Here is a 22,048-nt window from a genome sequence, read left to right on the forward strand (position 1 = left end):
GCGCGGCCCCGAAACGGAACCTACAAAGTCTGGAGACACGTGAGCTTTCAGCCCTCTCGTACAACCGTCATTTCCGTCGCAGCCGCGACGGCCCTTGTCGTGGCCGGCACCGCGGCCACTGCCATTGGTACCTCCTATCGCCACGTCACCGTCGAAGTTGACGGCGTGCCCCACGATGTCTCAGGCTTCTTCACGACCGCCGGCGATGCTCTGCACAGCGCGGGCGTGACCGTCGGCGACCACGACCTCGTCGCCCCCGCCTCCAACCAGACCGTCGCGAGCGGTGACACCGTCGTCGTGCGCACCGCGACCGAGTACGACGTGACGGTTGACGGCAACCAGACCACGGCGTGGTCCACGGCCTCGTCGATTTCCGGCGTGCTCTCGGCCCTGCCGGCCTCCGCCGCGTCCATGGCGGCCGACCGCTCCTACACCCGCGCCGAGATGCCCGTCGCCGAGGCCGGCCAGACCGTCCACGTCGTCGCCGACGGCACCACGACGGACGTCGTCGTCTCCTCCGACGAGGGCACGACCGCGATCCTCGAGAAGGCCGGTGTCAGCGCCGGTCCGATCGACCGTGTGACCATGGAGCACAACGGCGGCGAGGCCACCCTGCGCGTTGCGCGCGTCGTGCGTGGCACCGTCTCTTCCACGACCGAGATCCCGTACGAGACCGAAGAGCGTGAGGACGCCGAGGCCGAAGAGGGTACCGAGAAGACCGTGCAGGAAGGCGTGGCCGGCTCCGAGGTGACCGAGACCTACCAGGAGACCATCGACGGCAACGTCACCGTCTCCGCCGTCCTGTCCACGACCCGCACCGAGCCCACCAAGCGCATCGTCTCCAAGGGCACGAAGGCGAAGAAGGCCGAGGATACCTCGTCCAGCTCGTCGTCCTCGTCCGCTTCTTCGGGCTCCTCCTCGTCTGGTTCGTCTGCTTCTGCTCCCGCCGCCGTCTCTGGCGACGACGCTTCGATCTGGGCTGCCATCGCCCAGTGCGAGTCCGGCGGCAACCCGTCGATCAACACGGGCAACGGCTACTACGGCATGTACCAGTTCTCTCTGCCGACGTGGCGTTCCGTGGGCGGCTCCGGCCTGCCCTCCGACGCCTCCGTGGAGGAGCAGACCATGCGTGCGCGCATGCTCCAGCAGCGCTCCGGTTGGGGCCAGTGGGGCTGCGCCTACAAGCTGGGCCTCGTCTGACGTGACATTGCACGCGGGCGCGGCCAGACCCTGGCGCGCCCGCGTGCGTGCACGTTAAGCTGACCGGCAGTACCAATAGCGAGTAACTGGAGAATCGTGAACCACCACCTGAGCACCTCCCTGAGTGCGTCCGCCGCAAGCGCCCTGCACGTCCTGGGCGCCCACGTGCGTTCCTTCGCGCCTTCCCCGCGCATCGTCCTGAGTGTTGCCGCCCTCGCCTCGGCGGGTGTCCTCGGCGTCGCCGGCGTCGGTGTCGCCTCCTCGCACACATCCGTCATGCTCGAGGTCAACGGCGTCTCGCGCCCCGTGACCTCCTGGGGTAACACCGTCGGCGACGCGCTGCATGCCGCGGGCGTGAGCGTTGGCAGCAACGACCTCGTTCAGCCCGGCACCGGCGAGGCCGTGCGCGACGGCGACACGATCGTCGTGCGCACCTCCAAGCCGTACACGGTGACCGTCGACGGTCAGACTCGTACCCTGTGGACTACGGCCTCGTCGGCCGATGCGATCCTCGCGGACGCCGCTCCGCTGGGCTCGGCCGTCAGCCTCGCCGCAGACCGTTCCTCGTCGCGTGACGAGCTCACCCCGCTCGTGTCGCGCGCCCGCAACGTCGTCGTCACGGTGGATGGCACCACGCGTGAGGTCGCCGCACGTCCCGGACAGGACGCCCGCGCGATCCTCGAGGCCTCCGGCGTCTCCGTGCACCCCCTCGACCGCGTGAACGTCACGACGGGCGAGGCCGGCGAGCTGTCGATCAACGTCAGCCGCGTGACCCGCGGTGAGGCCACCGAGACCGTCGAAATCCCCTTCAGTGAGACGACGACGACCAGCTCCGACCTCTTCGTCGGTGAATCCCAGGTGACGACGGTCGGCGTCAACGGCGCAACCACGTGGACCGTGTGGCAGGAGAAGAAGGGCGACGAGGTCCTGACCTCCGTGCCGATCACCGAGCACTCCACGTCCCAGCCTGTGACCCAGGTGCGCAGCGAGGGAACGAAGGAGGCCACCCCGGCCGCCCTCGTCGCCGCCGGCATTGACCCGAAGGCCACCCTCGAGGAAAAGGTTGAGGCGGACGGTACGACCTCCGTGCGCTACCGTGCGAAGCTCGGCACGATCTCCACGAAGGAAGAGATCGCCGCGATCGCAGCCGACACGAAGAATGCGGACGCTGCTACGGCTGCCGCCGCTGCTGCTGCCGCTGCTGCCGCCGGCGCCGTCCCCACGAACTACTCCGGTGAGGATCCGCGTTCGCTGGCCAAGCCCCTCGTCGCAGCCCAGGGCTGGGGCGACAGCGAGTACCAGTGCCTGGTCCTCCTGTGGAACCGCGAGTCGCAGTGGAACCCCTACGCTGAGAACGCCTCGTCGGGTGCGTACGGCATCCCGCAGTCGCTGCCGGGCTCCAAGATGGCCTCGGCCGGCGCCGACTGGCGTACCAACCCGATCACCCAGATCAACTGGGGCATTGGCTACATCAAGGGTCGCTACGGCACGCCCTGCTCCGCCTGGGCGCACTCGAATGCCGTGGGCTGGTACTAAGCCTGAGAGCTAGTGAGGGCCGGGCCTGACAACGAGGGTTGTTGGGCCCGGCTTTTGTTTGTGTCTATGGGTAGCTGCCCGCCACGTGCTCCCGCCACAATTCCGCACGTAGGCCCGCTAATGCCAGTCTGGGCATCCACGCCCGCGCTCACATGAGAGGGTTAACACACCAAATAGAGGGTTAACGTGCGCATTTCAGGGGCTAACGTGCGCGCGCCGCAGCGCCTTGCCGGGGTCGAGGCGCACGCCTGCGTTCGATGTGGGGTCTGGCGCTTGGGCCGAAGTGTCTCTTCGATGCTGCGTCGAGTCACTGCTCCGCGATGCGCCTTGTTGCTAAGTGGTGTAACACCACTTAGCGGCGTGTTGCACCAGTTCGGAGCTAGTGTAATGCTCCCTAACTGGTGTAATGCTCCCTAACTAGTGCAGCGCTGCCCGGCGGGGTGCCGATAAACGCCGGTGGGGCGTCGCCGGCTATGACGGGGGGAGGTCACGGGCGGTCAGCTCCGCGACGAGGCTTGTGACCGATGAGGTGTTACACCCGATCGGGAAGATTCAACCTCTTCTGATCGGGTGGAATCTTCCCTAACAGGTTGAATGCTCCCGATCAGGTGGAATCTTCGCGCTGGGGCGCATCCTGTCTCAGGTGCAGCGGCGCGAGGTCGGAGAGGTTACCACCTTCCTGGCGGATCGGGAAGCCGCCGCAGCAGACGAAGCTGTCTCCAAGGGCCTGCTTGACAAGGCGCAGGGGCGTTTGGAAGACGTCGTGAAGAAGCAGGTCAACGCCGTTCTGGGCGAGCAGGCCAGCAAGTATGAGGTGCGCGTCGTCCTGCCGCCCGCCCCCGCCCAGTGACGCTCTGAGCCTCACAGTGCCCCCAGCCCCGGCCTCGTCGGTCCCGTGCACTAGACTTGCCAGCGTGAGCCGATCCTCCAGCCCCCGTAACCAGCGCGACACGCGCCGCCGCCTCGACCCGACCCTGCCCGAGGGGGCCGTGCCCTCCGAGACGGGCCTGCTCGGTCCCCTTGAAGTCAAGGCCATCTCCGAGGCGCTCGGTATCCGCCCCACCAAGGTGCTGGGCCAGAACTTCGTGCACGACGCGGGCACGGTGCGCAAGATCGTCGCAGCCGGTGGCGTCGAAGAAGGCGACGAGGTCGTCGAGGTCGGCCCCGGCCTTGGCTCCCTGACGCTCGCGCTCCTGGAAGTCGGCGCCCGCGTGCGGGCCGTCGAGATCGACCCGCCCCTGGCAGCGGCCTTGCCCGAGACCGTGCGCGCCCGTATGAGCGAGGCCGCCGACCGCTTCCACGTCGTCACCATGGACGCCACGGAAATCAGCGGTGTCGATGACTTCGGCGTGGACTGGCCCGCCCCCACCAAGCTCGTCGCGAACCTGCCGTACAACGTGGCCGTGCCGGTTCTGCTCAACATGCTCGAGGCCTTCCCCTCCATCCAGGGCGTCGTCGTCATGGTCCAGGCCGAGGTCGCGGACCGCCTGGCCGCCGGCCCCGGATCTCGCACCTACGGCGTGCCCTCCGTGAAGGCCTCCTGGTACGGCTCGGTTGAGCGCGCCGGGACGATCGGCCGCTCCGTGTTCTGGCCCGTGCCCGGCGTGGATAGCGCCCTCGTGCGCCTCACGCGCCTTGAGACCCCGCGCGGCGACGACGAGCTGCGCCGCGCCACCTTCGAGGTCACCGACGTGGCCTTCGGCCAGCGCCGCAAGACCCTGCGCGCGGCCCTCAAGAACTGGGCGGGCAGCCCCGAGGCCTCCGAGGCCCTCCTGTCGGCCGCCGGCATTGACCCGACGCGCCGCGGCGAGACCCTCTCGATCGACGAGTTCGTCGAGTTGGGACGCGCCGTCATCGAGGCCCGCGCCAACGGCACCCTCGCGGCGTCGACCGCGGCCCGCTGAGGGTTGTCGGTCAGACAAGCGGTAGGAAGAAGGAACGCCATGCGTGAAGTGCGCGCCAGTGCGCCCGGAAAAGTCAACCTGACCCTGCGCGTCGGCGCGCCCACGCCCGACGGCTACCACCCCCTCGTCACGGTCTTCGAGGCCCTGAACCTGCGCGAAACCGTCACCGTGCGCACCTCCAAGACACCCGGCGTGCGCGTCGAGACGATCGCGTACCTGCCCGACGGCAGCATCGACGAGGCCACGACCCGCGCCATGGCGGACGTGGACCCGCAGACCCACCTGGCTGTGCGCGCCGCGCGCGTCCTCCAGCGCCTCGCCGCCGCGGGCCCCTGGGCGTCTACCGCCGCGGGCCTGAGTATCCGCGTCGACAAGCGCGTCCCCGTCGCCGGCGGCATGGCCGGCGGGTCCGCCGACGCGGCCGCCGCCCTGGTGGCCTGCAACGAGCTGTGGGAGCTGGGCCTGGGCGACGAGCAGCTGCAGGCGATCGGCCGCTCGCTGGGTGCCGACGTCCCCGCCTGCCTGGCGGGCGGCATCGCGCTGGGAACCGGGCGCGGCGACCACATGAGCGTCCTGCGCGACGGGGACGAGGAGGGCCGCCACCACTGGGTCATGCTCCTGTCCCACGAGGGCTTGTCCACCCCCGAGGTGTTCCGCGAGTTCGACCGAGTCGACGCGGCGGGTGCGCCCGCCCTCGCCGAACCCGCGCCTGAGGAAGTCGCCGCCCTGTGCGGGGAACCCGAGGAACTGGGCCACTGCCTCGTCAATGACCTGCAGGCACCCGCCCTGCGCCTGCGCCCCGAGCTGGCCGAGACCATCGGTGCCGCGAAGGATGCGGGAGCCCTGGCCGTCACGCTGTCCGGATCCGGCCCGACCGTCGCGGCCCTCGTGCGCGACGCCGAGCACGCCCGCGCGCTCGCGGACGCCCTGAGCGAGGCTCCCACGGTCGCGCGCGCGATCCCCACCCACGGGCCCGCCTGCGGCGCCCGCATCGAATCGACGGAGGCCATCTGATGGCGCACCTGCTCGGAACCCAGAACGTCGGCGCCCTCGCGGGGTCGCGCAAGCTCCTCGAAGGGGTTACGGTCGGCCTCGACGACGGCAGCCGCGTCGGCATCCTCGGCCCCAATGGCGCCGGAAAGTCCACGCTCCTGCGCATTGTCGCCGGCACGCAGGAACCCGACGGGGGAGTGGTGACCCGACGCGACGGCGTGCGCGTCGCCGTCCTCACCCAGGCGGACACCCTCAACCCCGAGGACACTGTCATCCAGGCTGTTCACCCCGGCATGGAGGAATACGAGTGGGCCTCCAACCCGGCCGTGCGCGACATCCACGCCGGACTCCTCGCTGACATCAACCCCGCCGCCCTCGTCGGCACGCTGTCGGGCGGTCAGCGCCGCCGCGTTGCGCTCGCCCGAGTTCTCGCGGCCACCGCCGACATCGTGTGCCTGGACGAGCCCACCAACCACCTCGACGTCGAGGGCGTGGCCTGGCTGGCCGCGCACCTGAACGCCCGCTTCGCCCGCCCCGGCGCGTCCGGAGCGCTCCTGGCTGTCACCCACGACCGCTGGTTCCTCGACGCCGTGTGCGAGCACATCTGGGAGGTCGTCCCCGGCGTCGACCCGGGCGGCGACCGTCCGCAGATCGCCGGGCATGTCGAAATCTACGACGGCTCCTACGCCGCCTACACGCTGGCCCGCGCTGAACGCATGCGCCAGGCGGACGTGGCCGCCGCCAAGCGCGCCAACCTGCTCACCAAGGAGCTCGCGTGGCTGCGCCGCGGGGCGCCCGCCCGCACCTCCAAGCCGAAGTTCCACATCGCCGCCGCCGAGGCCCTCATCGCCGACGTGCCGCCGCCGCGCGACACCGTCGAGCTGGTGAAGATGGCGACCGCGCGCCTGGGCAAGGACGTCATCGACCTCGAGGACGTCTCCGTGTCCTTCACGCGCCCCGACGGCTCGCGCCTGGACATCCTCGAGGGCGTCACCTGGCGTCTGGCCCCCGCCGAGCGAGTCGGTATCGTCGGCGTGAACGGCGCCGGCAAGACGACGATCCTCAACCTGCTGCGCGGCGACCTCGAGCCCACCTCGGGGCGCGTCAAGCGCGGCAAGACCGTCCAGGTTGCGACCCTCTCCCAGGACACGCACGAGCTCGACGCCCTGGCCGACATGCGCGTCGTCGAGGCCGTCGCCGACGTCGCCCAGACAGTCGTCGTGGACGGCAAGGAGGTCAGCGCCTCCCAGATGACGGAGCGCATGGGCTTCACGCGCGCCCGCGCCTACACGCGCATCAGCGAGATTTCCGGCGGCGAGCGGCGTCGCCTCCAGCTCATGCGCCTGCTCATGAGCCAGCCGAACGTGCTACTCCTCGACGAGCCCACGAACGACCTCGACACTGACACCTTGGCCTCGATGGAGGACCTGCTCGACACCTTCCCGGGCACCCTCGTCGTCGTCTCACACGACCGCTACCTCCTCGAGCGCGTCACCGACCACCAAGTCGCCCTCCTCGGCGACGGCCAGATCCGCGCCCTGCCCGGCGGCGTCGAACAGTACCTGCAGATGCGCGCGTCCGGTGATTTTGGTGCTTTCGGACCGTCTTCTCGCGCCGACGAGGCCGGCTCCGCCTCCCGCTCCACCGCGCCCTCCGCGGATGCCTCCTCGGGTGAGGAGAGCGCGGGGCAGGGGAGCGCTCGCGGCGGCGTGAGCGACGCTGCGGCGCGGCGCGCGGCCAAGAAGGAAGTGGCCCGCATCGAACGCAAGTTGGAGCGCTTGCGGGCCGAGGCCTCGAACCTGGAGGCGAAGCTGGAGAAGCTGTCGATCCAGGTGGCGACGGATCCTGCGGCGGTGTCCGAGCTGACGAAGGTCTCGGCGGCCCACCAGGACATCCTGTCCGAGATGGATGAGCTGGAGGAGGCCTGGCTCGAGGCGGCGGATTTGCTCGAGTGAGCGGATCTGTGGGTAGTAGTCGACGGCGGTAAGTGCCTCTAGAAACGCAGCAGTCGTGGCCTCGGTGCCTCGTCCTCAATTCCTTCCATGCTATCGGAATCTCAAATTCATATTTACAGTGCAAATATTGGTGCGCTGTGTATTCGTTGGTATTTCACGGTTCTTCACTGCGAAAATTTCCGAGCAACTCTTTGACAGTGGTCAGAATCCGCTACTATGTGCCCGGGTTCCTTCCAACAAGTGGAACCTAGGAGCGAAGCGGCGCTTCGAGCGCCATTCAGGGCATGAAAAGAGGCTTGAGAGTCAGATGAAACGCGGACCATTTATCGCCGGAGCAGGCCTGCTCGGCGTCATCGCGCTGGTGCCCGCACTGGTCCCCAGTGCGGTCGCGGCCGACGACCAGTACGGTGCGACCGTCCCCTACACGCGATACGAGGCCGAGGAGGCGAGCCGATCCGACGGGACGACGCTCGAGCGCTCCGACGACATCGAGTCGACGGCCATCGAGGCCTCGGGCCAGTCCTACGTGGCCCTGAACGGCAAGAACTCCTCCGTGGACTTCACCGCGACGACCGCTGCCAACGCCCTCGACCTGCGCTTCACCCTGCCGGATCACACCTCCGGTCGTGTCGACGTACGCGTGAACAACGAGACCGTCGCGACCCTCGATCTCTCCTCCGAGACAGCCTGGCAGTACGTCGGCGGCGACCATGTGTACGACGAGCCGGGAGACGGCAGGAAGGCGCGCTTCCGTTTCGACGAGGTCCACACCCTCCTGGGCCGCCAGATCCAGAAGGACGATCATATTCAGATCGTCAAGGTTGGCGACGACCAGAATGCCTACGGCATCGACTTCATTGAGCTCGAGCAGGCTGCGCCCGCCATCGAGCGCCCCGAAGGCGCCGTGAGCGTGGCCGACTACCAGGGAGCCAAGCCCGGCGACGGCGTCGACGACTCCGACGCGCTCATCTGGGCCATGAACCAGGCGGCGGCCTCCTCCAAGACCGTCTACATTCCCGCGGGCACGTGGGAGTTCGGCCGCAAGATCGGCCTGGACCATTCCGGCCTGACCATCCAGGGTGCGGGCATGTGGCACACCAACGTGCGCTTCACCTCCGACCAGGCTGGCGGCGGCGGTTTCGTCTTCAACCGCGGCGTGGGTGGCGTGACCATGACCGACTTCTACATGTCCTCGAACCTGAAGTCCCGCTTCGATGAGAAGGCTCAGTACAAGGGCTTCGCGGGTTCCGCCGGCGCGAACACCCGCGTCGCCAACGTGTGGGTCGAGCACTTCGAGTGTGGCTTCTGGATGGGCGACTACGTGGATGCCAGCCAGATGACCTACACCGACGGCATGGTCATCGAGAACGCGCGTATCCGCAACAACTTCGCGGACGGTGTCAACTTCGCGCAGGGAACGGCGAACTCCACGGTTCGCAACTCCTCGGTGCGCGGCAACGGTGACGATGGCCTGGCCTCGTGGTCGAGCATCGACAAGTCCACCAACAGCCAGGCGCGCATCGCCGAGCACAACTCCTTCGTGGGCAACACTGTCGAACTGGGCTGGCGTGCCTCCGCCATCGGCCTCTTCGGCGGCAAGTCCCACGTCATCAAGGACAATCTCATCGTCAACAACTTCTCCGGCGCGGGGATTCGCCTGAACACCGTGTTCGACGGTCACAACTTCGACCTGAACACGGACGGCGGCATCTCGATCTCGCACAACAAGCTCGTGCGCTCGGGCACCACGAACGACTTCTACGGAAACACGCGCGGCGCGATCGACTTCCAGGAAGTGAAGGGCGACATCCGTAACGTCACCGTCTCGGACAACCTCATCGTGCGCCCCTACGCCGAGGAGATCCGCGCGGACTTCGGCCTCGACGCTTCCGCTCTGTCCCCTCGCGGCATCACGCTGCGCGACAACAAGCGCGACGACGAGGCCGTGGCCACCCAGCAGGAAAAGATCGTCAACCACGTGCTGGTGGGGGATCAGGTCGTGCGCACCGTCCCCGAGACGGAGAACTACAGCCTCTACTGGTACCAGCGCGACGAGCGTGGCGCTCACGGCACGATCAACCGCTACTGGGTCTCCAAGGCGGACGGCGTGGCCATCACGCCCGACATGGAGTACTCCGTCGAGGGTGGCAAGCGCGTCTACAACGTGACGCTCGCTGACCTGCCCCAGTACCTGCCGACGTCGACTGACTTCTCCGGCTCGTACGACTACGTCGCGGATCTCGAGCGCTCGCAGCCGGCCGACGATGGCACGACGATCGTGGTCCGTTTCTGGTCCGCGAAGTGATCGCTTCCTGACTGACTGCTCCGGTCCACAATCGCCCGCGCTGCCCCTCGGTGGCGCGGGCGAGGTGCGTCTGTGTCTGTGCTGCTACCTGGAGAGCGAGGAAAGGTGACCGGCCTCGTGCCTGCTCGTCGCGTCAGCCGGTGCAGCCTACAATGGAGCCGATTGATTGCTCAAGGAGGGTCCCGTGTCATTCTCGGATGTTCCAGACGTTCATGCCCCCGGTTTCCGTGATACCGGTACTATCCGCTTCGTTCCCGACAGTGAGACGGTCCTCGCGCGCATGGATCGCTCGACGGTCGAGGTCTTCACCTCCTTGGAAGAATACGTCGAATCATACGGTTCCTACGTCGATCGTCTCGGATATCCTACGGGCAAGTACTTCTGGCACATCCCCCTCGATCGTGAGGGGCAAGTCTATTACTTCGAGGAGCGAGCCCAAGACATTTTCGCGCTCCACGATCCGATATATGAGTATGAGATCAAGAGCCTGCCGCCGGGCTTTTGCATCCGAACGGGCATCAATGTTCCCCAGTTTGACCTGCGTGGCGGTGCTCGCCAGGTTCAATTTCTTGCGGGAGATACGCCCCTGACGGCCATCGAGTGTCTGAAACTGGGGATCCTTGGTGGGAAGGTGGTGCGCTGATGTGGGCACAGCCTGAACTCATGGACTTTGCGATGAGCGCGGGAGCCCAGGTGCACCTGCGTGAGGGCGATGGTCTGGCGCTCACGTGGGACTGTGGCCGCAGCTGGCGACACGTGTGGAAGACGCATGGGAGCGACGCGCAGTCCTTCTACGGCGAGAGTGAATACGCCGAGGAGCGTTGGCCTCACTTCGTCAGCAACGACCATGACCTCATGCTCCGGTGGGCGATCGTGCGTATCGGCAGCGAAGCGCGGCGCCGACTGGAGTGGGCGCCGATTGTTGTACCTTCCGAGGCGGAGGGCCTCGATGGGCGTTGGGGCGTGGAACAACTCAGCCTCATCACCGGGCGGCTAACGATGGATGGTGTGCCCCTGCCGATGGATATGCGCACCATCTTCCCGGAGCATCATGAACTCAACCAGTTCGCTCGCGTGGCCCTCATGGACGTTGATGATCTGGTCGCGGCCTATCGCGATCCCTCGGGCGGTGCGCTCCTGGGGCGCTGGGTGCGCTGAGGGACGAGGCCGGAGGGGCGTGCGGCGCGGGCGATTGCGTGCGTGAGAGCCGATCAGGGTAGGTTTGCCACACCCGCGCAGCGCAGGCTCACCTATCCGAATTACGCAAAAGAAATGCCGCATTTATTTGCGTAATTAGTGATGGTGTGAGTGCGAAAATAGCCCCCGAACGACGCGCGAGCACCCTTGGAATTGCAACGAAAACTCGCCACGTTTTGGATATGTTGCGAAAAGGCGTATCACTGGAGTCAACAGCGCGGCCAACCCGGTCGCGACCGGCTACAAAGAGGCCCCACGGGGCCACGTTGAAAAGGACACTCCAATGGCAGATATGCCCCGCATCCTCGACTGCTCCGTCACCGACTGCTCCTACAACAAGGAGAAGAACTGCGGAGCCGCCGCTATCACCGTCGGCTACTCGACCTCCTGCACGACCTTCATCCCGCTGACCGTCAAGGGCGGCCTTGGCAAGGCTGAGACCTTCGTCGGCGCCTGCCAGAAGGCCGACTGCGCCCACAACAACGCCCTCGAGTGCACCGCCGCCTCCATCTCGGTCGGCGCGGGCACCGCGGACTGCCTCTCCTACGAGGCGCGCTGAGTCTGACTCATTAACGAGGCCGTGGCTGGGAATACCCGCCACGGCCTCGTCGTATCTGCCAAAGATTAACTCAGCGTCCTTCGCCCGAGCGCACCCGCAGCGTGGGGTGGGGGCGCAGGCCGCGCTGGCCGTTCCAGATGAGGTTGACGACGTGGGCGGCGACCTCGTCCTTCTTCATGCGGCGGTCATCCAGCCACCACTGGCCGACCTGCGCGATGAGGCCGACGAGCATCTGCGCGTACAGGGGAGACCAGGTGGTGTCGAAGTCCGAGCGCTTGAACTGCTCGGCGATGATGTGCTCGACGCTGGTCGCCACGTCGCCCATGACCGAGGAGAACGAACCCGCCGTGCGATCTGAGGGGGCGTCGCGCACGAGCACGCGGAAGCCGTCCGTGTTGCGCTCGATGTAGTCGAGCAGACCCAGGGTCGCGTTCTCCAGGATGAGGCGTGGGCGCTCCGAGGACTCCAGGGATGATTGCAGGGAAGAGATGAGTGCCTGCACCTCGCGGTCGACGACGACCGCGTACAGGCCTTCCTTGCCCCCGAAGTGCTCGTAGACCACGGGCTTGGAGACCTTCGCCCGGGCGGCGATCTCCTCGACGCTGGTCGCGCCGAAGCCCTTTTCTGCGAACAGGGAACGTCCCACGGCCACCAGCTGCTCGCGGCGCGCGAAGCCGCTCATTCGTGTCCTCTTCTCAGCCATGCCCCCAGTATCACACGAGGCGTGGGTCGGACTTCGCTCAGACCGCCCAGCGGGCGCGGGGTCGCGTTTGAAAGCCTGCGAGGGGTGCAGGTATCATCACAGTGGACGCATTCCGCCTTGGTGTAACGGCAGCACAGAGGTTTTTGGTGCCTTTAGTCTAGGTTCGAATCCTAGGGGCGGAGCGACCGGTCCCGATGGGACCGCAGACCCCCGAGGAGGAACATGTCTCGCCCCGCCGCCGTCATCGTCCTGGCCGCAGGTCAGGGAACGCGCATGAAATCTGCCCTCCCGAAGGTCGTTCACCCCCTGTCTGGCCTGTCCATGATCGGACACGCCCTGCGCGCCGCCCACGGCCTCGACCCCGAGCATCTGGTCGCCGTCGTGCGTCACCAGCGCGACGTCGTCGCCGCCGAGATTGAGCGCGTGCTGCCCAGCGCCATCATCGCCGACCAGGACGAAATCCCCGGCACCGGCCGCGCCGTCCAGTGCGGCCTCGAGGCCCTCGATAAGGCCGTCGAGCCCGTCTCCGGCACCATTGTCGTCACCTACGGCGACGTCCCCCTCCTGTCCACGGACACCCTGGCCGAGCTGGTCGCCACCCACGAGGGCGCGGGCCACGCGGTCACCGTCCTGACCTCGCGCGTCGAGGACCCCACCGGCTACGGACGCATCATCCGTGACACCTCGGGCACGGTCACCGCGATCGTTGAGCAGCGCGACGCCACCCCCGAACAGGCCGCGATCAACGAGATCAACGCGGGCATCTATGCCTTCGACGCGGACTTCCTGCGCACGTCCCTGGCTTCCCTGGGCACCGACAACGATCAGGGCGAGGTCTACCTGACCGATGTCCTCGCAGCTGCGGCCCCTGCCGGGCGTACCGCGGGCGCCCTCGAGCTCACCGACCACTGGCAGAGCGCGGGCGCGAACGACCGCGTCCAGCTGGCCGAACTCGGAGCCGAGATGAACCGCCGTCTCTGCGAGGCCCACATGCGTGCCGGCGTGACGATCGTCGACCCGGCCTCCACCTGGATCGACGTCGACGTGACCGTTGGCGCCGACACCACCATCTACCCCGGCACCTGTCTGCGGGGGACAACCACCGTTGGGACCGGCTGTGAAATCGGTCCTAGCGCCACGCTGATTGATGCGGAAATTGGGGATCGCAGTGTGGTTCCCACCGCGTGGATCGGTCAGGGCTGCGTTGCAGCCGATACGATGGTCACGCCATATAGCACCATCGGCACATTGATCGCGGCGCCTCGCGCCTGATCCAACACAAGGAGAGACAACCGCATGAGCGGACTGGTGACCACCGGAGAGAAGAACCTCGTCCTCGTTTCTGGACGAGCTCACATGGACCTGGCTCACGCCGTGGGCGAGGAAATCGGATGTGGGGTTTCGCCGGTGACGGCCTACGACTTCGCCTCCGGCGAGATTTACGTGCGCTTCAACGAGTCCGTTCGCGGCGCCGACGTGTTCGTCCTGCAGTCCATCGAGGGCGACATCAACAAGTGGATCATGGAGCAGCTCATCATGATTGATGCTGCCAAGCGCGCCTCCGCCAAGCGCATCACCGTGGTCGCTCCCTTCTACCCCTACTCGCGTCAGGACAAGAAGCACCAGGGTCGCGAGCCCATCTCCGCTCGCCTCATGGCTGACCTGTACCGCACCGCCGGTGCCGACCGCATCATGAGCGTCGACCTGCACGCCTCGCAGGAGCAGGGCTTCTTCGACGGCCCGGTCGACCACCTCTTCGCCATGCCGGTCCTCGTGGACTACGTGCGCGGCCGCGTTGACCTGGCCAACACCGCCGTCGTCTCTCCCGACGCGGGCCGCATCCGCGTCGCCGAGAAGTGGTCGAAGAAGCTGGGCGGTGCGCCCCTGGCCTTCGTTCACAAGACCCGCGACACCACCCGCCCGAACGTCGCCGTCGCGAACCGCGTCGTCGGCGAGGTCGCCGGCAAGGAATGTGTCCTGGTGGACGACATGATCGACACCGCCGGCACGATCACCGAGGCGATCAACGTCCTCAACAATGCCGGTGCCAAGAAGGTTATCGTTGTCGCCACGCACGGCATCCTCTCCGACCCCGCCGCGAAGCGTCTCTCCGAGTCCGGCGCCGCCGAGGTTGTCGTCACCGACACGCTGCCGATCCCCGCTGAGAAGCGCTTCGAGCAGCTGACCGTCCTCTCCATCGCGCCGCTCCTGGCCCGCGCGATTCAGGAGGTCTTCGAAGACGGTTCGGTCACATCGCTCTTTAACTGAGCGGCTCCCGCTTCACATCCGCCCTCGCCGTGAGGTAACCTATTGGGGTTGCTCCGGCGAGGGCGGATCCGTATCCGCCGTTATCGACAGGGCCTGAATCGAAATGCCACGCGTTTCCTTCACTCTGCCGACACCGACGCCGGACCTGAGAAACGAAGGAAAGACACATGAGCGACAACCCCGTCCTGCTTGCCGAAGAGCGTTCCGAGTTCGGTAAGGGTGCTGCCCGCCGCGCCCGCCGCGCCGGTAAGGTCCCCACGGTCCTCTACGGCCACGGCGCCGAGCCCCGTCACCTGGACGTTCCCGGCCACGACCTCTTCCTCATCGTTCGCGGCACCAAGAACGCGCTCGTTGAGCTGAAGATCGAGGGCAAGACCCAGCTGGCTCTCGTCAAGGACGTTCAGGTTCACCCCGTGCGCCGCGACATCCTGCACGCCGACTTCCTGGCCGTCAAGGCCGGCGAGAAGGTCGATGTTGAGGTCCCCGTCGTCGTTGTCGGCGAGGCTGCCCCCGGCACCGTTCACTCGCTCGAGGAGTTCACCATCCTGGTGAAGGCCGCCGCCACCTCCATCCCCGAGAGCCTCGAGGTTTCCATCGAGGGCCTCGAGGCCGGCTCCGCCGTGCACGTCTCCGACCTGCAGCTGCCCGCCGGCGTTGAGGTCGAGCTCGACCCCGAGACGGTCGTCGTGTCCGTTCTGGAACCCGCCGCTGAAGAGGCTGAGGAAGCCGCTGAAGAGGCCGCCGCCGAGGGCGACGCCGAGGGCGACGCCGAGTGACACTCGCGTAGCACACGCTTTCCCCGAGGGGGCGAGGCTAATGCCTCGCCCCCTCGTCGTATCTGCGATACTTGGGGGCATGAGTGACCTCCACGTGATCATCCCCGCCGGCGGTGCCGGTACCCGCCTGTGGCCGCTGTCGCGCCGCCGCCGCCCCAAGTTCCTCCTCGACCTGGCGGGTACGGGCCGCACCCTCCTGCAGGGCACGGTGGACCGCCTGGAGGAGTCGGCCTCGTCGGTGACCATCGTGACTGGCCAAGCGCACCGAGACGGCGTGCTTGCCCAGCTACCCGAGTTCGCCTCGTCGGATAATCGCACCCTCCTCATCGAGCCGTCGGGCCGCGATTCCATGGCCGCGATCGGCCTGGCCGCCTACGTCGTGCGCGAACGCTTCGGGGACGATGCGATCGTCGGGTCTTTCGCGGCCGACCACCTGATCGCCCGCCCCGAGCTGCTGCGAGACGCCGTCGAAACCGCGATCGGTGCCGCACGTGAGGGCTACGTCGTGACGATCGGCCTGACGCCCACCGAGGCCTCGACCGCCTACGGGTACATCGCGCCCGGTCCGGCCCTCTCTGACGAGGCTGGGGAAGCCGACGCTGAGCGCGGCGCCCGCCGGGTCGCCGAGTTCGTGGAGAAGCCGGACGCCGACACGGCTGCCCGCTACGTGGCGGCGGGCTACCTGTGGAACGCGGGCATGTTCATCGTGTCTGCGGGCGTGCTCGCCTCGCACCTGGCCCGTCTGTTGCCCGACATGCACGCGCGCCTGGAGACCATTGCGCGCGCGTGGGGCACCCCCGGGTTCGACGAGGTGCTGGCGGACAACTGGCCGCACCTGACGAAGATCGCCATCGACCACGCAATCGCCGAGCCCGTCGCCGCCGACGGGGGAGTGGCCGTCGTTCCCGCCGACGCCGAGCTGGGCTGGACGGACCTCGGCGACTTCGAGGCCCTCACCGGCATCGTCGCGGAGGCAGGTAACCTGGGCGAGGTGCTGCGCGTCGAATCCGACGGCGCGGCGGTCTTCGGTGCCCTGGGCGAGGACGGTGAGGGGCCGCTCGTTGCGCTCGTCGGCGTCCCCGACGTGGCTGTTGCTCTGACCCCCGACGCGATCCTCGTGACGCGTCGCGACCGTGCACAGTCGGTGAAGGCCGTCGTCGACCAGCTCGCGGACCAGGGGCGCTCCGACCTGCTCTGACGCGCCGCCGACGCGCGGCCTGACGCGTGCCCGGCGGGGCTCCCACGAGGGGGTCCGGCCTCGCCGCGTCCTGTTCGCTCTCGGGTGAGGTGCGCCGCCCCGCCCGCCGCGCAGGGGTGCGGGGCTGGTAGCGTGTTGGGCAGCAAGAAGCCCCGACGAAAGGCATCACACGTGAACAAGCGGACCATCGCCGCCCTCGCAACCACTGCGACCGCGGCCTCTTTGGCCCTTGGAGCTTGCTCGACCACGCCCGCCGCCACCCCCGCAGCCTCCGCGAAGGTCTGCGCCGCCATCTCCGGAGCCCACGGCGACGCCGCCACGGACCCCGTCGCGACCGCCCTCGCGGGTGCCGCGAACGACGCGTCTGTCGCCTTCGAGGCGGCCAGCGGGCAGGAGGCCCCGGCCTCGCTCGTGACCTCCGGCTGCACGCTGATCGTGGGCACGGACTCGACCATGGCCGCCTCGATCTCCGAGGCCGCACGCTCCAACCCGAAGGTCCGCTTCGCCCTCGTGGGCGCCTCCTTCGTTGACTCCAAGGGTGCCGCGACCTCCCTGAAGAACGGCTCGGTCGTCGACGTGGACGCCTCGCAGGCCGCCTACCTGGCCGGCTACGCCTCCGCGGGCATGACGACTACGGGCACGCTCGCCGTCATCGGCGGTGAGCGCGACAACGTCACCAGCTCGCAGATGTCCGCGTTCTCCCAGGGTGTGGACGCCTACAACCTGGCCAACGGCACGTCGATCACCGTGCTCGGCTGGAACCCCGTGACGAGCGACGGCACGTACGCGGGCAGCGCCGACGAGGTGCGCGCGGCGACCGCCGACGCGATCTCTCAGGGCGCCGACATCATCGCCCCCTTCGCCGGTGAGGCCAACGAGGGCGCAGCGCGCGCCGTCACCGAGGCCGCCAACCCGACCGTGCGCCTCGTGTGGTCGGGCCTGACGAAGAACGACCTGAAGGGCCTGACCCGCGACGAGGCCCAGTCGGCCGAGACCGCGCCGATGTCCGGCCAGTCCGGCGCGACGGTGACCCAGCAGGTGGACACGCAGTCATTCGCGGACGCGTTCAGCTACATCCAGATCTCCGACGAGGTCCGCTCCGCCATCGGCGCTCCCGTGCTGACGGGCGTCGTCGTGGATTACAAGGCCGCGATGGACACCCTCATCGCCCAGGCCTCCGCGGGCGAGAAGGCATCCGTCGTCCCGGTGTCCCTGGCCTCGGGCGGCGTGATCCTCACGGGCTTTGGCGCCTACACGCCGATGCTGTCCTCCGAGCTCAAGCTGGGCCTGTCCGACATGGCCGGCCAGATCGAGACGGGTGGCATGGTCATCTCCACGCCCTTCGACGTGTGAGCTGACGGTATAGACAGAAGTGCCCCGGGGACGCGTCCCCGGGGCGCAACTGTTTGGTCTCAGGCTCCCAGCACTGCCAGCGTCGCGCCCGCGCACAGACCGTCCGCGTCCAACACGAAAGCCGGGTCCACGCAGTACAGGCCCGGGCCAGTGGGAGCGGCGGCAGAGGTGCTCAGCGCATCCGCCAGCGCGGCGCGGACCCGCTCCTCGGGCACAGAGGCGCTCAGGGCGCGCCCGTCCGAGGAAACGCTCAGGGAGAGCGCAGCGCCCTCCTCGACAACCGGCACGCCCAGACGCTCCAGGAGAGTCGCCAGGAGCCCCGAGGCCTCGTCGATCGACACGGAGGCCGCGCGTGCGCCGGAAGGCTCCAGCGAGGCAATACGCGAGGCGCAGCGGTCCACGTACGCGCCGATCATTCCGTCGCCTACCGACTCCCAGCCTCCCTGCGAACGGGGGAGGGACGAGCCGTCCCCGCATGTGGCCACGGCCTCGTTGATGAGGGCCAACTCAGCCTCGGGGGCCAGAGCACCCTCGCGCGAGCGGTCGATCGCGCGCCCACCCAGGTAGATGAGGGCCTCTCCCGACGCACGCACGTACACGGCGCCGTCCGCCATCACCATGCGCACCGAAAACGCCGTCAGGGGAGCGGGGAGTGCACGCGGCATGAGCAGGGCGTGCCCGCCGGACGCTTCGATGATCGCAGCGCCGTCGCGCGCCGCGTCCTGATTCTCAGGGGTTTCGTAGCCGATGATCAGGCGGAAACGGCCCCCGGTTCGCGCGGACAGGAAAGAAGCGATACCCGCAAACAGCAACGGGCTTGCACAGCGTGTCATGTGCTGAGGGTAACACCTTGGGTGGTCCGCGCAAAAACCGGTATCAGGAACGAGGCCGGGGCGCGCTCCCGGGAAACGGCGGAGGGACGCAGGTGGGGGAGTGCGCCGCTATCCTGGAGGCATCCATGAAGGAGGAACCATGCAGCTGACGAACCTGACGGACCCGGTCGAGCTCACGCGCCAGATGATCGATATTCCCTCGGTGTCGGGAGAGGAAGGGCCCCTGGCTGACGCCGTCGAGGCGGCCCTGCGCGGTGCCGGATTCGGATCGGTCCCGTCCCTGGAGATCCTGCGCGACGGTGACGCCGTGTGTGCGCGGACCCGTCTCGGCCTCGACCAGCGCGTGGTTCTCGCCGGGCACCTCGATACCGTCCCCATCGCCGACAATGTCCCCGGTCGCTTCGAGGAGCGCGACGGGGCCGCGGTCCTGTGGGGTCGTGGGTCGGTCGACATGCTTGGAGGGTGCGCGGCGGCGCTCGCGCTCGCGTGCGAGGTTGGCGCTCTCCTCCGTTCCAGCGACGAGGCTGCGCTGAGCGCCGACGTCACCTGGATTTTCTACGATCACGAGGAGGTCGCCTCCCACCTCAATGGCCTGGGGCGTGTCCAGCGCAATCACCCCGAGTGGCTCGCCGGCGACCTGGCGCTGCTGGGTGAGCCGACCGCCGCCCACGTGGAGGGCGGCTGCAACGGCACGCTGCGCGTCATCGCGCACTTCCCGGGTCGGGCCTCACACTCGGCGCGCGCGTGGATGGGCGTCAATGCGATCCACGCGATGGCCCCCGTCATCGAGCGCATCGCTGCCTACGGAAACCCCGTCGTCACCGTCGATGGCCTCGAATTCCGCGAATCCCTCTCGGTCGTACGCGTCGAGGGCGGTATCGCCAATAACGTGATCCCCGAAGCTGCGTCGATGACCGTCAACTACCGCTTCGCTCCCTCCACGCGCGCGGATGACGCCCTGGAGTGGGTGCGCGGGCTCTTCGAGGGCACGGGCGCCATGATCGAGGTCGACGACCTGTGTGAGGGGGCCAGGCCGGGAGCGGACTCTGACGTCGCCCAGCGCTTCCTGTCGGTCGCCCACCAGGTCGCGGCTTCGCGGGGCGAGGAGCTGCAGCTGAGCGCGAAGGTCGGCTGGACCGACGTCGCGCGCTTCACCCAGGTCGGCGTGCCCGCCATGAACTTCGGACCGGGCAACCCGCTGCTGGCGCACACGCGCGACGAACATACGCCCGTATCCGATATCGTGAAGGTGCACGACACGCTGCGAGCGTTCGTGCTCGCGCAGCCGACACCGACGCCGGCACCACATAGGGAGGCATGACCATGACCAAGCCGACGCACACATACCGCCGCGGATCCGTCGTCCTGCGAGGGGACCAGATCCCGCGCATGACCTCGGATGCATCGCTGCTCCAGTCCGACCAGAGCGCGGACTGGAAGCACGAGGACCCGTGGCGGGTCTTGCGCATCCAGTCCGAGTTCGTCGAGGGCTTCGAGGCCCTCGCGGAGGTCGGCCCCGCCATCTCGGTGTTCGGTTCTGCTCGCACCCGCCCCGACGATCCCCTCTACGAGTGCGCCCAGCGCATCGGCGAGCTCCTCGTGGATCGCGGCTACGCGGTCATCACGGGCGGCGGCCCCGGCATGATGGAGGCCGCGAACCGCGGCGCGTGGGAGGCTGGCGGAACGTCGATCGGCCTGGGGATCGAGCTGCCCCACGAGCAGGGCTTGAACCAGTGGGTAAACCTGGGCGTCAACTTCCGCTACTTCTTCGCCCGTAAGACCATGTTCGTCAAGTACTCGCAGGGCTTCATCGTGATGCCCGGGGGTTTTGGGACCATGGATGAGCTCTTCGAGTCCGCGACCCTCGTGCAGACGGGGAAGATCCGTTCCTTCCCGGTGGTCCTTGTGGGGACCGACTACTGGTCGGGCCTGGTCGATTGGATCCGCTCCTCGATGGTCGATGCCGGCATGATTTCGCCCGGTGACGTGGACCTGCTCCGCGTCGTGGACGACCCGGAGCAGGCCGTGCGTCTGGCAACGGGTGCCTAGTAGTTTCACACCCTTTATGCGGGTGCTATGTTCTGTCAAACTCCACTTATTACAGGCCTAATTAATCGATTGGCTTATTTTTCTTTGATTACTCTTTGCGATGTGTTAAGGAAAAATGGCGCTTATCCGGTAAAATAGGTATGTTACCCCGCCTGAGGAGGCGCGGGCATAACTCTGAGAAGGAGTACTCTCATGGCAGCAATGAAGCCTCGCACGGGGGATGGACCCCTCGAAGTCAGCGCCGAAGGGCGCGGTATCGTCATGCGAATTCCCAGCGAAGGGGGCGGGCGGCTCGTCATTGAGCTGACCGCGCAGGAGGCGGCGGAACTCGCCGAAGCTCTCGGAGCGGCCATCTGACAGATAGAGATGAAGCGGCGGAACAGGATCTCCTGTTCCGCCGCTTCTACGTAAATGGGGGTGCTCAGCGCTTGACGGCGACCGCCAGGCCGTCGCCGACGGGCAGCAGCGCGGGCACGAACTCATCGGAATCGCGCAGGTAGTTGACGACCTCGCGGGCGACCACGGTGAGCGCGTCGCGGCGCGCGGGGTCGGCGACCTGGTCGCGCCACAGGGCGTGCACGAAAGCGATCGTTCCGCCGGGGCGCAGGATGCGCACCGCGTGATCGAGGTACTGAGGGGTTTCCTCCAGGTCGCCGTCCAGGACGACCATGTCGTAGCCGCGGGCAGCCATGCGAGGCAGCACGTCGAGGGCGCGCCCGGCGATGAGGCGCGTACGATGCGAGGACAGGCCTGCGGCGGCGAAGTTGCGGCGCGCGTGGCCCAGCAGCTCAGACTCGGAGTCGATCGTCGTGAGGACGCCGTCGGCGGCCATGCCGTCCAGCAGCCACAGGCCGGACACGCCCGCGCCCGTGCCCACTTCCAGGACCGCGCGTGCGCCGGAGACGGCCGCCAGCATGCGTAGGGCAGCACCGGTACCGGCAGACACGGGGGAAGCGCCCATTTCGGTAGCGACGGCGCGTGCGGCGGTCAGCGCGTCGCTTTCCGCCACGTAGTCCTCGGTGTACACCCACGTCTGGGCCTTGTCCGCCATCGCCGTATCCTCACTCGTGTTTGATCGCCTGGGTGAGGTACGCCTGCGCGTTGATGCCTCCCCAGGCATCAGGGTACAGGCGAGGATGCGCAAGGGCGCGCTGGCGCTCCGAAAATACTCGAAAACCTCACCTGACAAGCATGCGAAACCCCGGCCTCGTCAATGGGG

At 67.7% G+C, this 22,048-nt stretch carries 21 protein-coding genes and 1 tRNA gene; 19 read left to right on the plus strand and 3 right to left on the minus strand.

The window, feature by feature from the left end:
- The first annotated feature begins 39 nt into the window (after positions 1-39).
- The 10 genes from FBF35_RS02615 (at position 40) to FBF35_RS02660 (ending at position 11,649) form a co-directional block, all read left to right on the plus strand.
- Complete coding sequence (locus FBF35_RS02615) at positions 40-1,200, plus strand: resuscitation-promoting factor (protein WP_060566493.1); 1,161 nt, start codon at positions 40-42, stop codon at positions 1,198-1,200.
- A gap of 96 nt (positions 1,201-1,296) precedes the next feature.
- Positions 1,297-2,736 carry a ubiquitin-like domain-containing protein gene (locus FBF35_RS02620; protein WP_060566494.1) on the plus strand — a complete coding sequence of 480 codons (1,440 nt, stop codon included), beginning with the start codon at positions 1,297-1,299 and terminating at the stop codon, positions 2,734-2,736.
- A 643-nt stretch (positions 2,737-3,379) separates the two neighbouring features.
- Complete coding sequence (locus FBF35_RS02625; protein ID WP_241772551.1) at positions 3,380-3,586, plus strand: hypothetical protein; 207 nt, start codon at positions 3,380-3,382, stop codon at positions 3,584-3,586.
- 64 nt (positions 3,587-3,650) lie between these two features.
- Positions 3,651-4,640, plus strand: coding sequence for a 16S rRNA (adenine(1518)-N(6)/adenine(1519)-N(6))-dimethyltransferase RsmA (gene rsmA, locus FBF35_RS02630; RefSeq protein ID WP_060566495.1), 990 nt, complete (start codon positions 3,651-3,653; stop codon positions 4,638-4,640).
- A gap of 39 nt (positions 4,641-4,679) precedes the next feature.
- A complete protein-coding gene (locus FBF35_RS02635) occupies positions 4,680-5,654 on the plus strand; it encodes a 4-(cytidine 5'-diphospho)-2-C-methyl-D-erythritol kinase (protein WP_060566496.1) in 975 nt (324 codons plus the stop codon).
- A complete protein-coding gene (locus FBF35_RS02640) occupies positions 5,654-7,588 on the plus strand; it encodes an ABC-F family ATP-binding cassette domain-containing protein (RefSeq protein WP_060566497.1) in 1,935 nt (644 codons plus the stop codon). The genes FBF35_RS02635 and FBF35_RS02640 overlap by 1 nt, the downstream gene beginning before the upstream one ends.
- A 307-nt stretch (positions 7,589-7,895) precedes the next feature.
- Complete coding sequence (locus FBF35_RS02645; RefSeq protein ID WP_060566498.1) at positions 7,896-9,893, plus strand: pectate lyase; 1,998 nt, start codon at positions 7,896-7,898, stop codon at positions 9,891-9,893.
- A 184-nt stretch (positions 9,894-10,077) separates the two neighbouring features.
- Positions 10,078-10,536 (plus strand): hypothetical protein, encoded by a 459-nt coding sequence (locus tag FBF35_RS02650; protein WP_060566499.1) that lies wholly within the window; start codon positions 10,078-10,080, stop codon positions 10,534-10,536.
- On the plus strand, positions 10,536-11,051 hold the full coding sequence (locus tag FBF35_RS02655) for a hypothetical protein (protein ID WP_060566500.1): 516 nt from the start codon (positions 10,536-10,538) through the stop codon (positions 11,049-11,051). The genes FBF35_RS02650 and FBF35_RS02655 overlap by 1 nt, the downstream gene beginning before the upstream one ends.
- A gap of 322 nt (positions 11,052-11,373) precedes the next feature.
- Positions 11,374-11,649: a DUF1540 domain-containing protein gene (locus FBF35_RS02660; RefSeq protein WP_034465842.1), complete on the plus strand. Its 276-nt coding sequence runs from the start codon at positions 11,374-11,376 to the stop codon at positions 11,647-11,649.
- 70 nt (positions 11,650-11,719) lie between these two features.
- On the opposite strand, the gene FBF35_RS02665 is transcribed toward FBF35_RS02660, so the two are convergent.
- Positions 11,720-12,352: a TetR/AcrR family transcriptional regulator gene (locus FBF35_RS02665; protein WP_034496902.1), complete on the minus strand. Its 633-nt coding sequence runs from the start codon at positions 12,350-12,352 to the stop codon at positions 11,720-11,722.
- A 111-nt stretch (positions 12,353-12,463) separates the two neighbouring features.
- On the opposite strand from FBF35_RS02665, the gene FBF35_RS02670 reads away from it, so the two are divergent.
- The 6 genes from FBF35_RS02670 (at position 12,464) to FBF35_RS02695 (ending at position 17,947) form a co-directional block, all read left to right on the plus strand.
- Positions 12,464-12,534: transfer RNA gene (locus tag FBF35_RS02670), tRNA-Gln, on the plus strand.
- 40 nt (positions 12,535-12,574) lie between these two features.
- On the plus strand, positions 12,575-13,624 hold the full coding sequence (locus FBF35_RS02675; protein ID WP_060566501.1) for a bifunctional N-acetylglucosamine-1-phosphate uridyltransferase/glucosamine-1-phosphate acetyltransferase: 1,050 nt from the start codon (positions 12,575-12,577) through the stop codon (positions 13,622-13,624).
- Between the two features lie 24 nt (positions 13,625-13,648).
- A complete protein-coding gene (locus FBF35_RS02680; RefSeq protein ID WP_060566502.1) occupies positions 13,649-14,620 on the plus strand; it encodes a ribose-phosphate diphosphokinase in 972 nt (323 codons plus the stop codon).
- Between the two features lie 167 nt (positions 14,621-14,787).
- The gene (locus tag FBF35_RS02685; protein ID WP_060566503.1) at positions 14,788-15,396 is read left to right on the plus strand and encodes a 50S ribosomal protein L25/general stress protein Ctc; all 609 of its coding nucleotides are present in this window, start codon (positions 14,788-14,790) and stop codon (positions 15,394-15,396) included.
- A gap of 79 nt (positions 15,397-15,475) precedes the next feature.
- On the plus strand, positions 15,476-16,594 hold the full coding sequence (locus FBF35_RS02690; protein ID WP_060566504.1) for a mannose-1-phosphate guanylyltransferase: 1,119 nt from the start codon (positions 15,476-15,478) through the stop codon (positions 16,592-16,594).
- A gap of 171 nt (positions 16,595-16,765) precedes the next feature.
- Positions 16,766-17,947, plus strand: coding sequence for a BMP family ABC transporter substrate-binding protein (locus tag FBF35_RS02695; RefSeq protein ID WP_060566505.1), 1,182 nt, complete (start codon positions 16,766-16,768; stop codon positions 17,945-17,947).
- Positions 17,948-18,006: 59 nt separating this feature from the next.
- On the opposite strand, the gene FBF35_RS02700 is transcribed toward FBF35_RS02695, so the two are convergent.
- Positions 18,007-18,780 carry a hypothetical protein gene (locus FBF35_RS02700; RefSeq protein WP_060566506.1) on the minus strand — a complete coding sequence of 258 codons (774 nt, stop codon included), beginning with the start codon at positions 18,778-18,780 and terminating at the stop codon, positions 18,007-18,009.
- A gap of 139 nt (positions 18,781-18,919) precedes the next feature.
- Between FBF35_RS02700 and dapE the strand changes: the two genes are divergently transcribed.
- The 3 genes from dapE to FBF35_RS02715 all read left to right on the plus strand — a co-directional run bounded on the left by dapE (position 18,920) and on the right by FBF35_RS02715 (position 21,186).
- Positions 18,920-20,101, plus strand: a complete 1,182-nt coding sequence (gene dapE, locus FBF35_RS02705; RefSeq protein WP_060566507.1) for a succinyl-diaminopimelate desuccinylase — start codon at positions 18,920-18,922, stop codon at positions 20,099-20,101.
- A 2-nt stretch (positions 20,102-20,103) separates the two neighbouring features.
- Positions 20,104-20,829 (plus strand): TIGR00730 family Rossman fold protein, encoded by a 726-nt coding sequence (locus FBF35_RS02710; protein ID WP_060566508.1) that lies wholly within the window; start codon positions 20,104-20,106, stop codon positions 20,827-20,829.
- A gap of 192 nt (positions 20,830-21,021) precedes the next feature.
- Positions 21,022-21,186: a DUF3117 domain-containing protein gene (locus FBF35_RS02715; protein ID WP_082632864.1), complete on the plus strand. Its 165-nt coding sequence runs from the start codon at positions 21,022-21,024 to the stop codon at positions 21,184-21,186.
- A 64-nt stretch (positions 21,187-21,250) separates the two neighbouring features.
- Here the strand turns inward: FBF35_RS02715 and FBF35_RS02720 are convergent, their stop codons facing one another.
- Positions 21,251-21,880, minus strand: coding sequence for an O-methyltransferase (locus FBF35_RS02720; RefSeq protein ID WP_034465868.1), 630 nt, complete (start codon positions 21,878-21,880; stop codon positions 21,251-21,253).
- Positions 21,881-22,048: the final 168 nt, after the last annotated feature.

Source organism: Schaalia odontolytica (assembly GCF_005696695.1).
In the GTDB taxonomy this organism is placed as follows: domain Bacteria; phylum Actinomycetota; class Actinomycetes; order Actinomycetales; family Actinomycetaceae; genus Pauljensenia; species Pauljensenia odontolytica_C.

What these genes read in the sequence shown, in the direction of transcription:
- FBF35_RS02660 (WP_034465842.1), top strand. Translation starts at nt 11,374, where the DNA reads ATGGCAGATATGCCCCGCATCCTCGACTGCTCCGTCACCGACTGCTCC.
- FBF35_RS02635 (WP_060566496.1), top strand. Translation starts at nt 4,680, where the DNA reads ATGCGTGAAGTGCGCGCCAGTGCGCCCGGAAAAGTCAACCTGACCCTG.
- FBF35_RS02720 (WP_034465868.1), bottom strand. Translation starts at nt 21,880, where the DNA reads ATGGCGGACAAGGCCCAGACGTGGGTGTACACCGAGGACTACGTGGCG.
- FBF35_RS02655 (WP_060566500.1), top strand. Translation starts at nt 10,536, where the DNA reads ATGTGGGCACAGCCTGAACTCATGGACTTTGCGATGAGCGCGGGAGCC.
- FBF35_RS02715 (WP_082632864.1), top strand. Translation starts at nt 21,022, where the DNA reads ATGGCAGCAATGAAGCCTCGCACGGGGGATGGACCCCTCGAAGTCAGC.
- FBF35_RS02700 (WP_060566506.1), bottom strand. Translation starts at nt 18,780, where the DNA reads ATGACACGCTGTGCAAGCCCGTTGCTGTTTGCGGGTATCGCTTCTTTC.
- FBF35_RS02665 (WP_034496902.1), bottom strand. Translation starts at nt 12,352, where the DNA reads ATGGCTGAGAAGAGGACACGAATGAGCGGCTTCGCGCGCCGCGAGCAG.
- dapE (WP_060566507.1), top strand. Translation starts at nt 18,920, where the DNA reads ATGCAGCTGACGAACCTGACGGACCCGGTCGAGCTCACGCGCCAGATG.
- FBF35_RS02645 (WP_060566498.1), top strand. Translation starts at nt 7,896, where the DNA reads ATGAAACGCGGACCATTTATCGCCGGAGCAGGCCTGCTCGGCGTCATC.
- FBF35_RS02675 (WP_060566501.1), top strand. Translation starts at nt 12,575, where the DNA reads ATGTCTCGCCCCGCCGCCGTCATCGTCCTGGCCGCAGGTCAGGGAACG.
- FBF35_RS02685 (WP_060566503.1), top strand. Translation starts at nt 14,788, where the DNA reads ATGAGCGACAACCCCGTCCTGCTTGCCGAAGAGCGTTCCGAGTTCGGT.
- FBF35_RS02640 (WP_060566497.1), top strand. Translation starts at nt 5,654, where the DNA reads ATGGCGCACCTGCTCGGAACCCAGAACGTCGGCGCCCTCGCGGGGTCG.
- FBF35_RS02710 (WP_060566508.1), top strand. Translation starts at nt 20,104, where the DNA reads ATGACCAAGCCGACGCACACATACCGCCGCGGATCCGTCGTCCTGCGA.
- FBF35_RS02680 (WP_060566502.1), top strand. Translation starts at nt 13,649, where the DNA reads ATGAGCGGACTGGTGACCACCGGAGAGAAGAACCTCGTCCTCGTTTCT.
- FBF35_RS02690 (WP_060566504.1), top strand. Translation starts at nt 15,476, where the DNA reads ATGAGTGACCTCCACGTGATCATCCCCGCCGGCGGTGCCGGTACCCGC.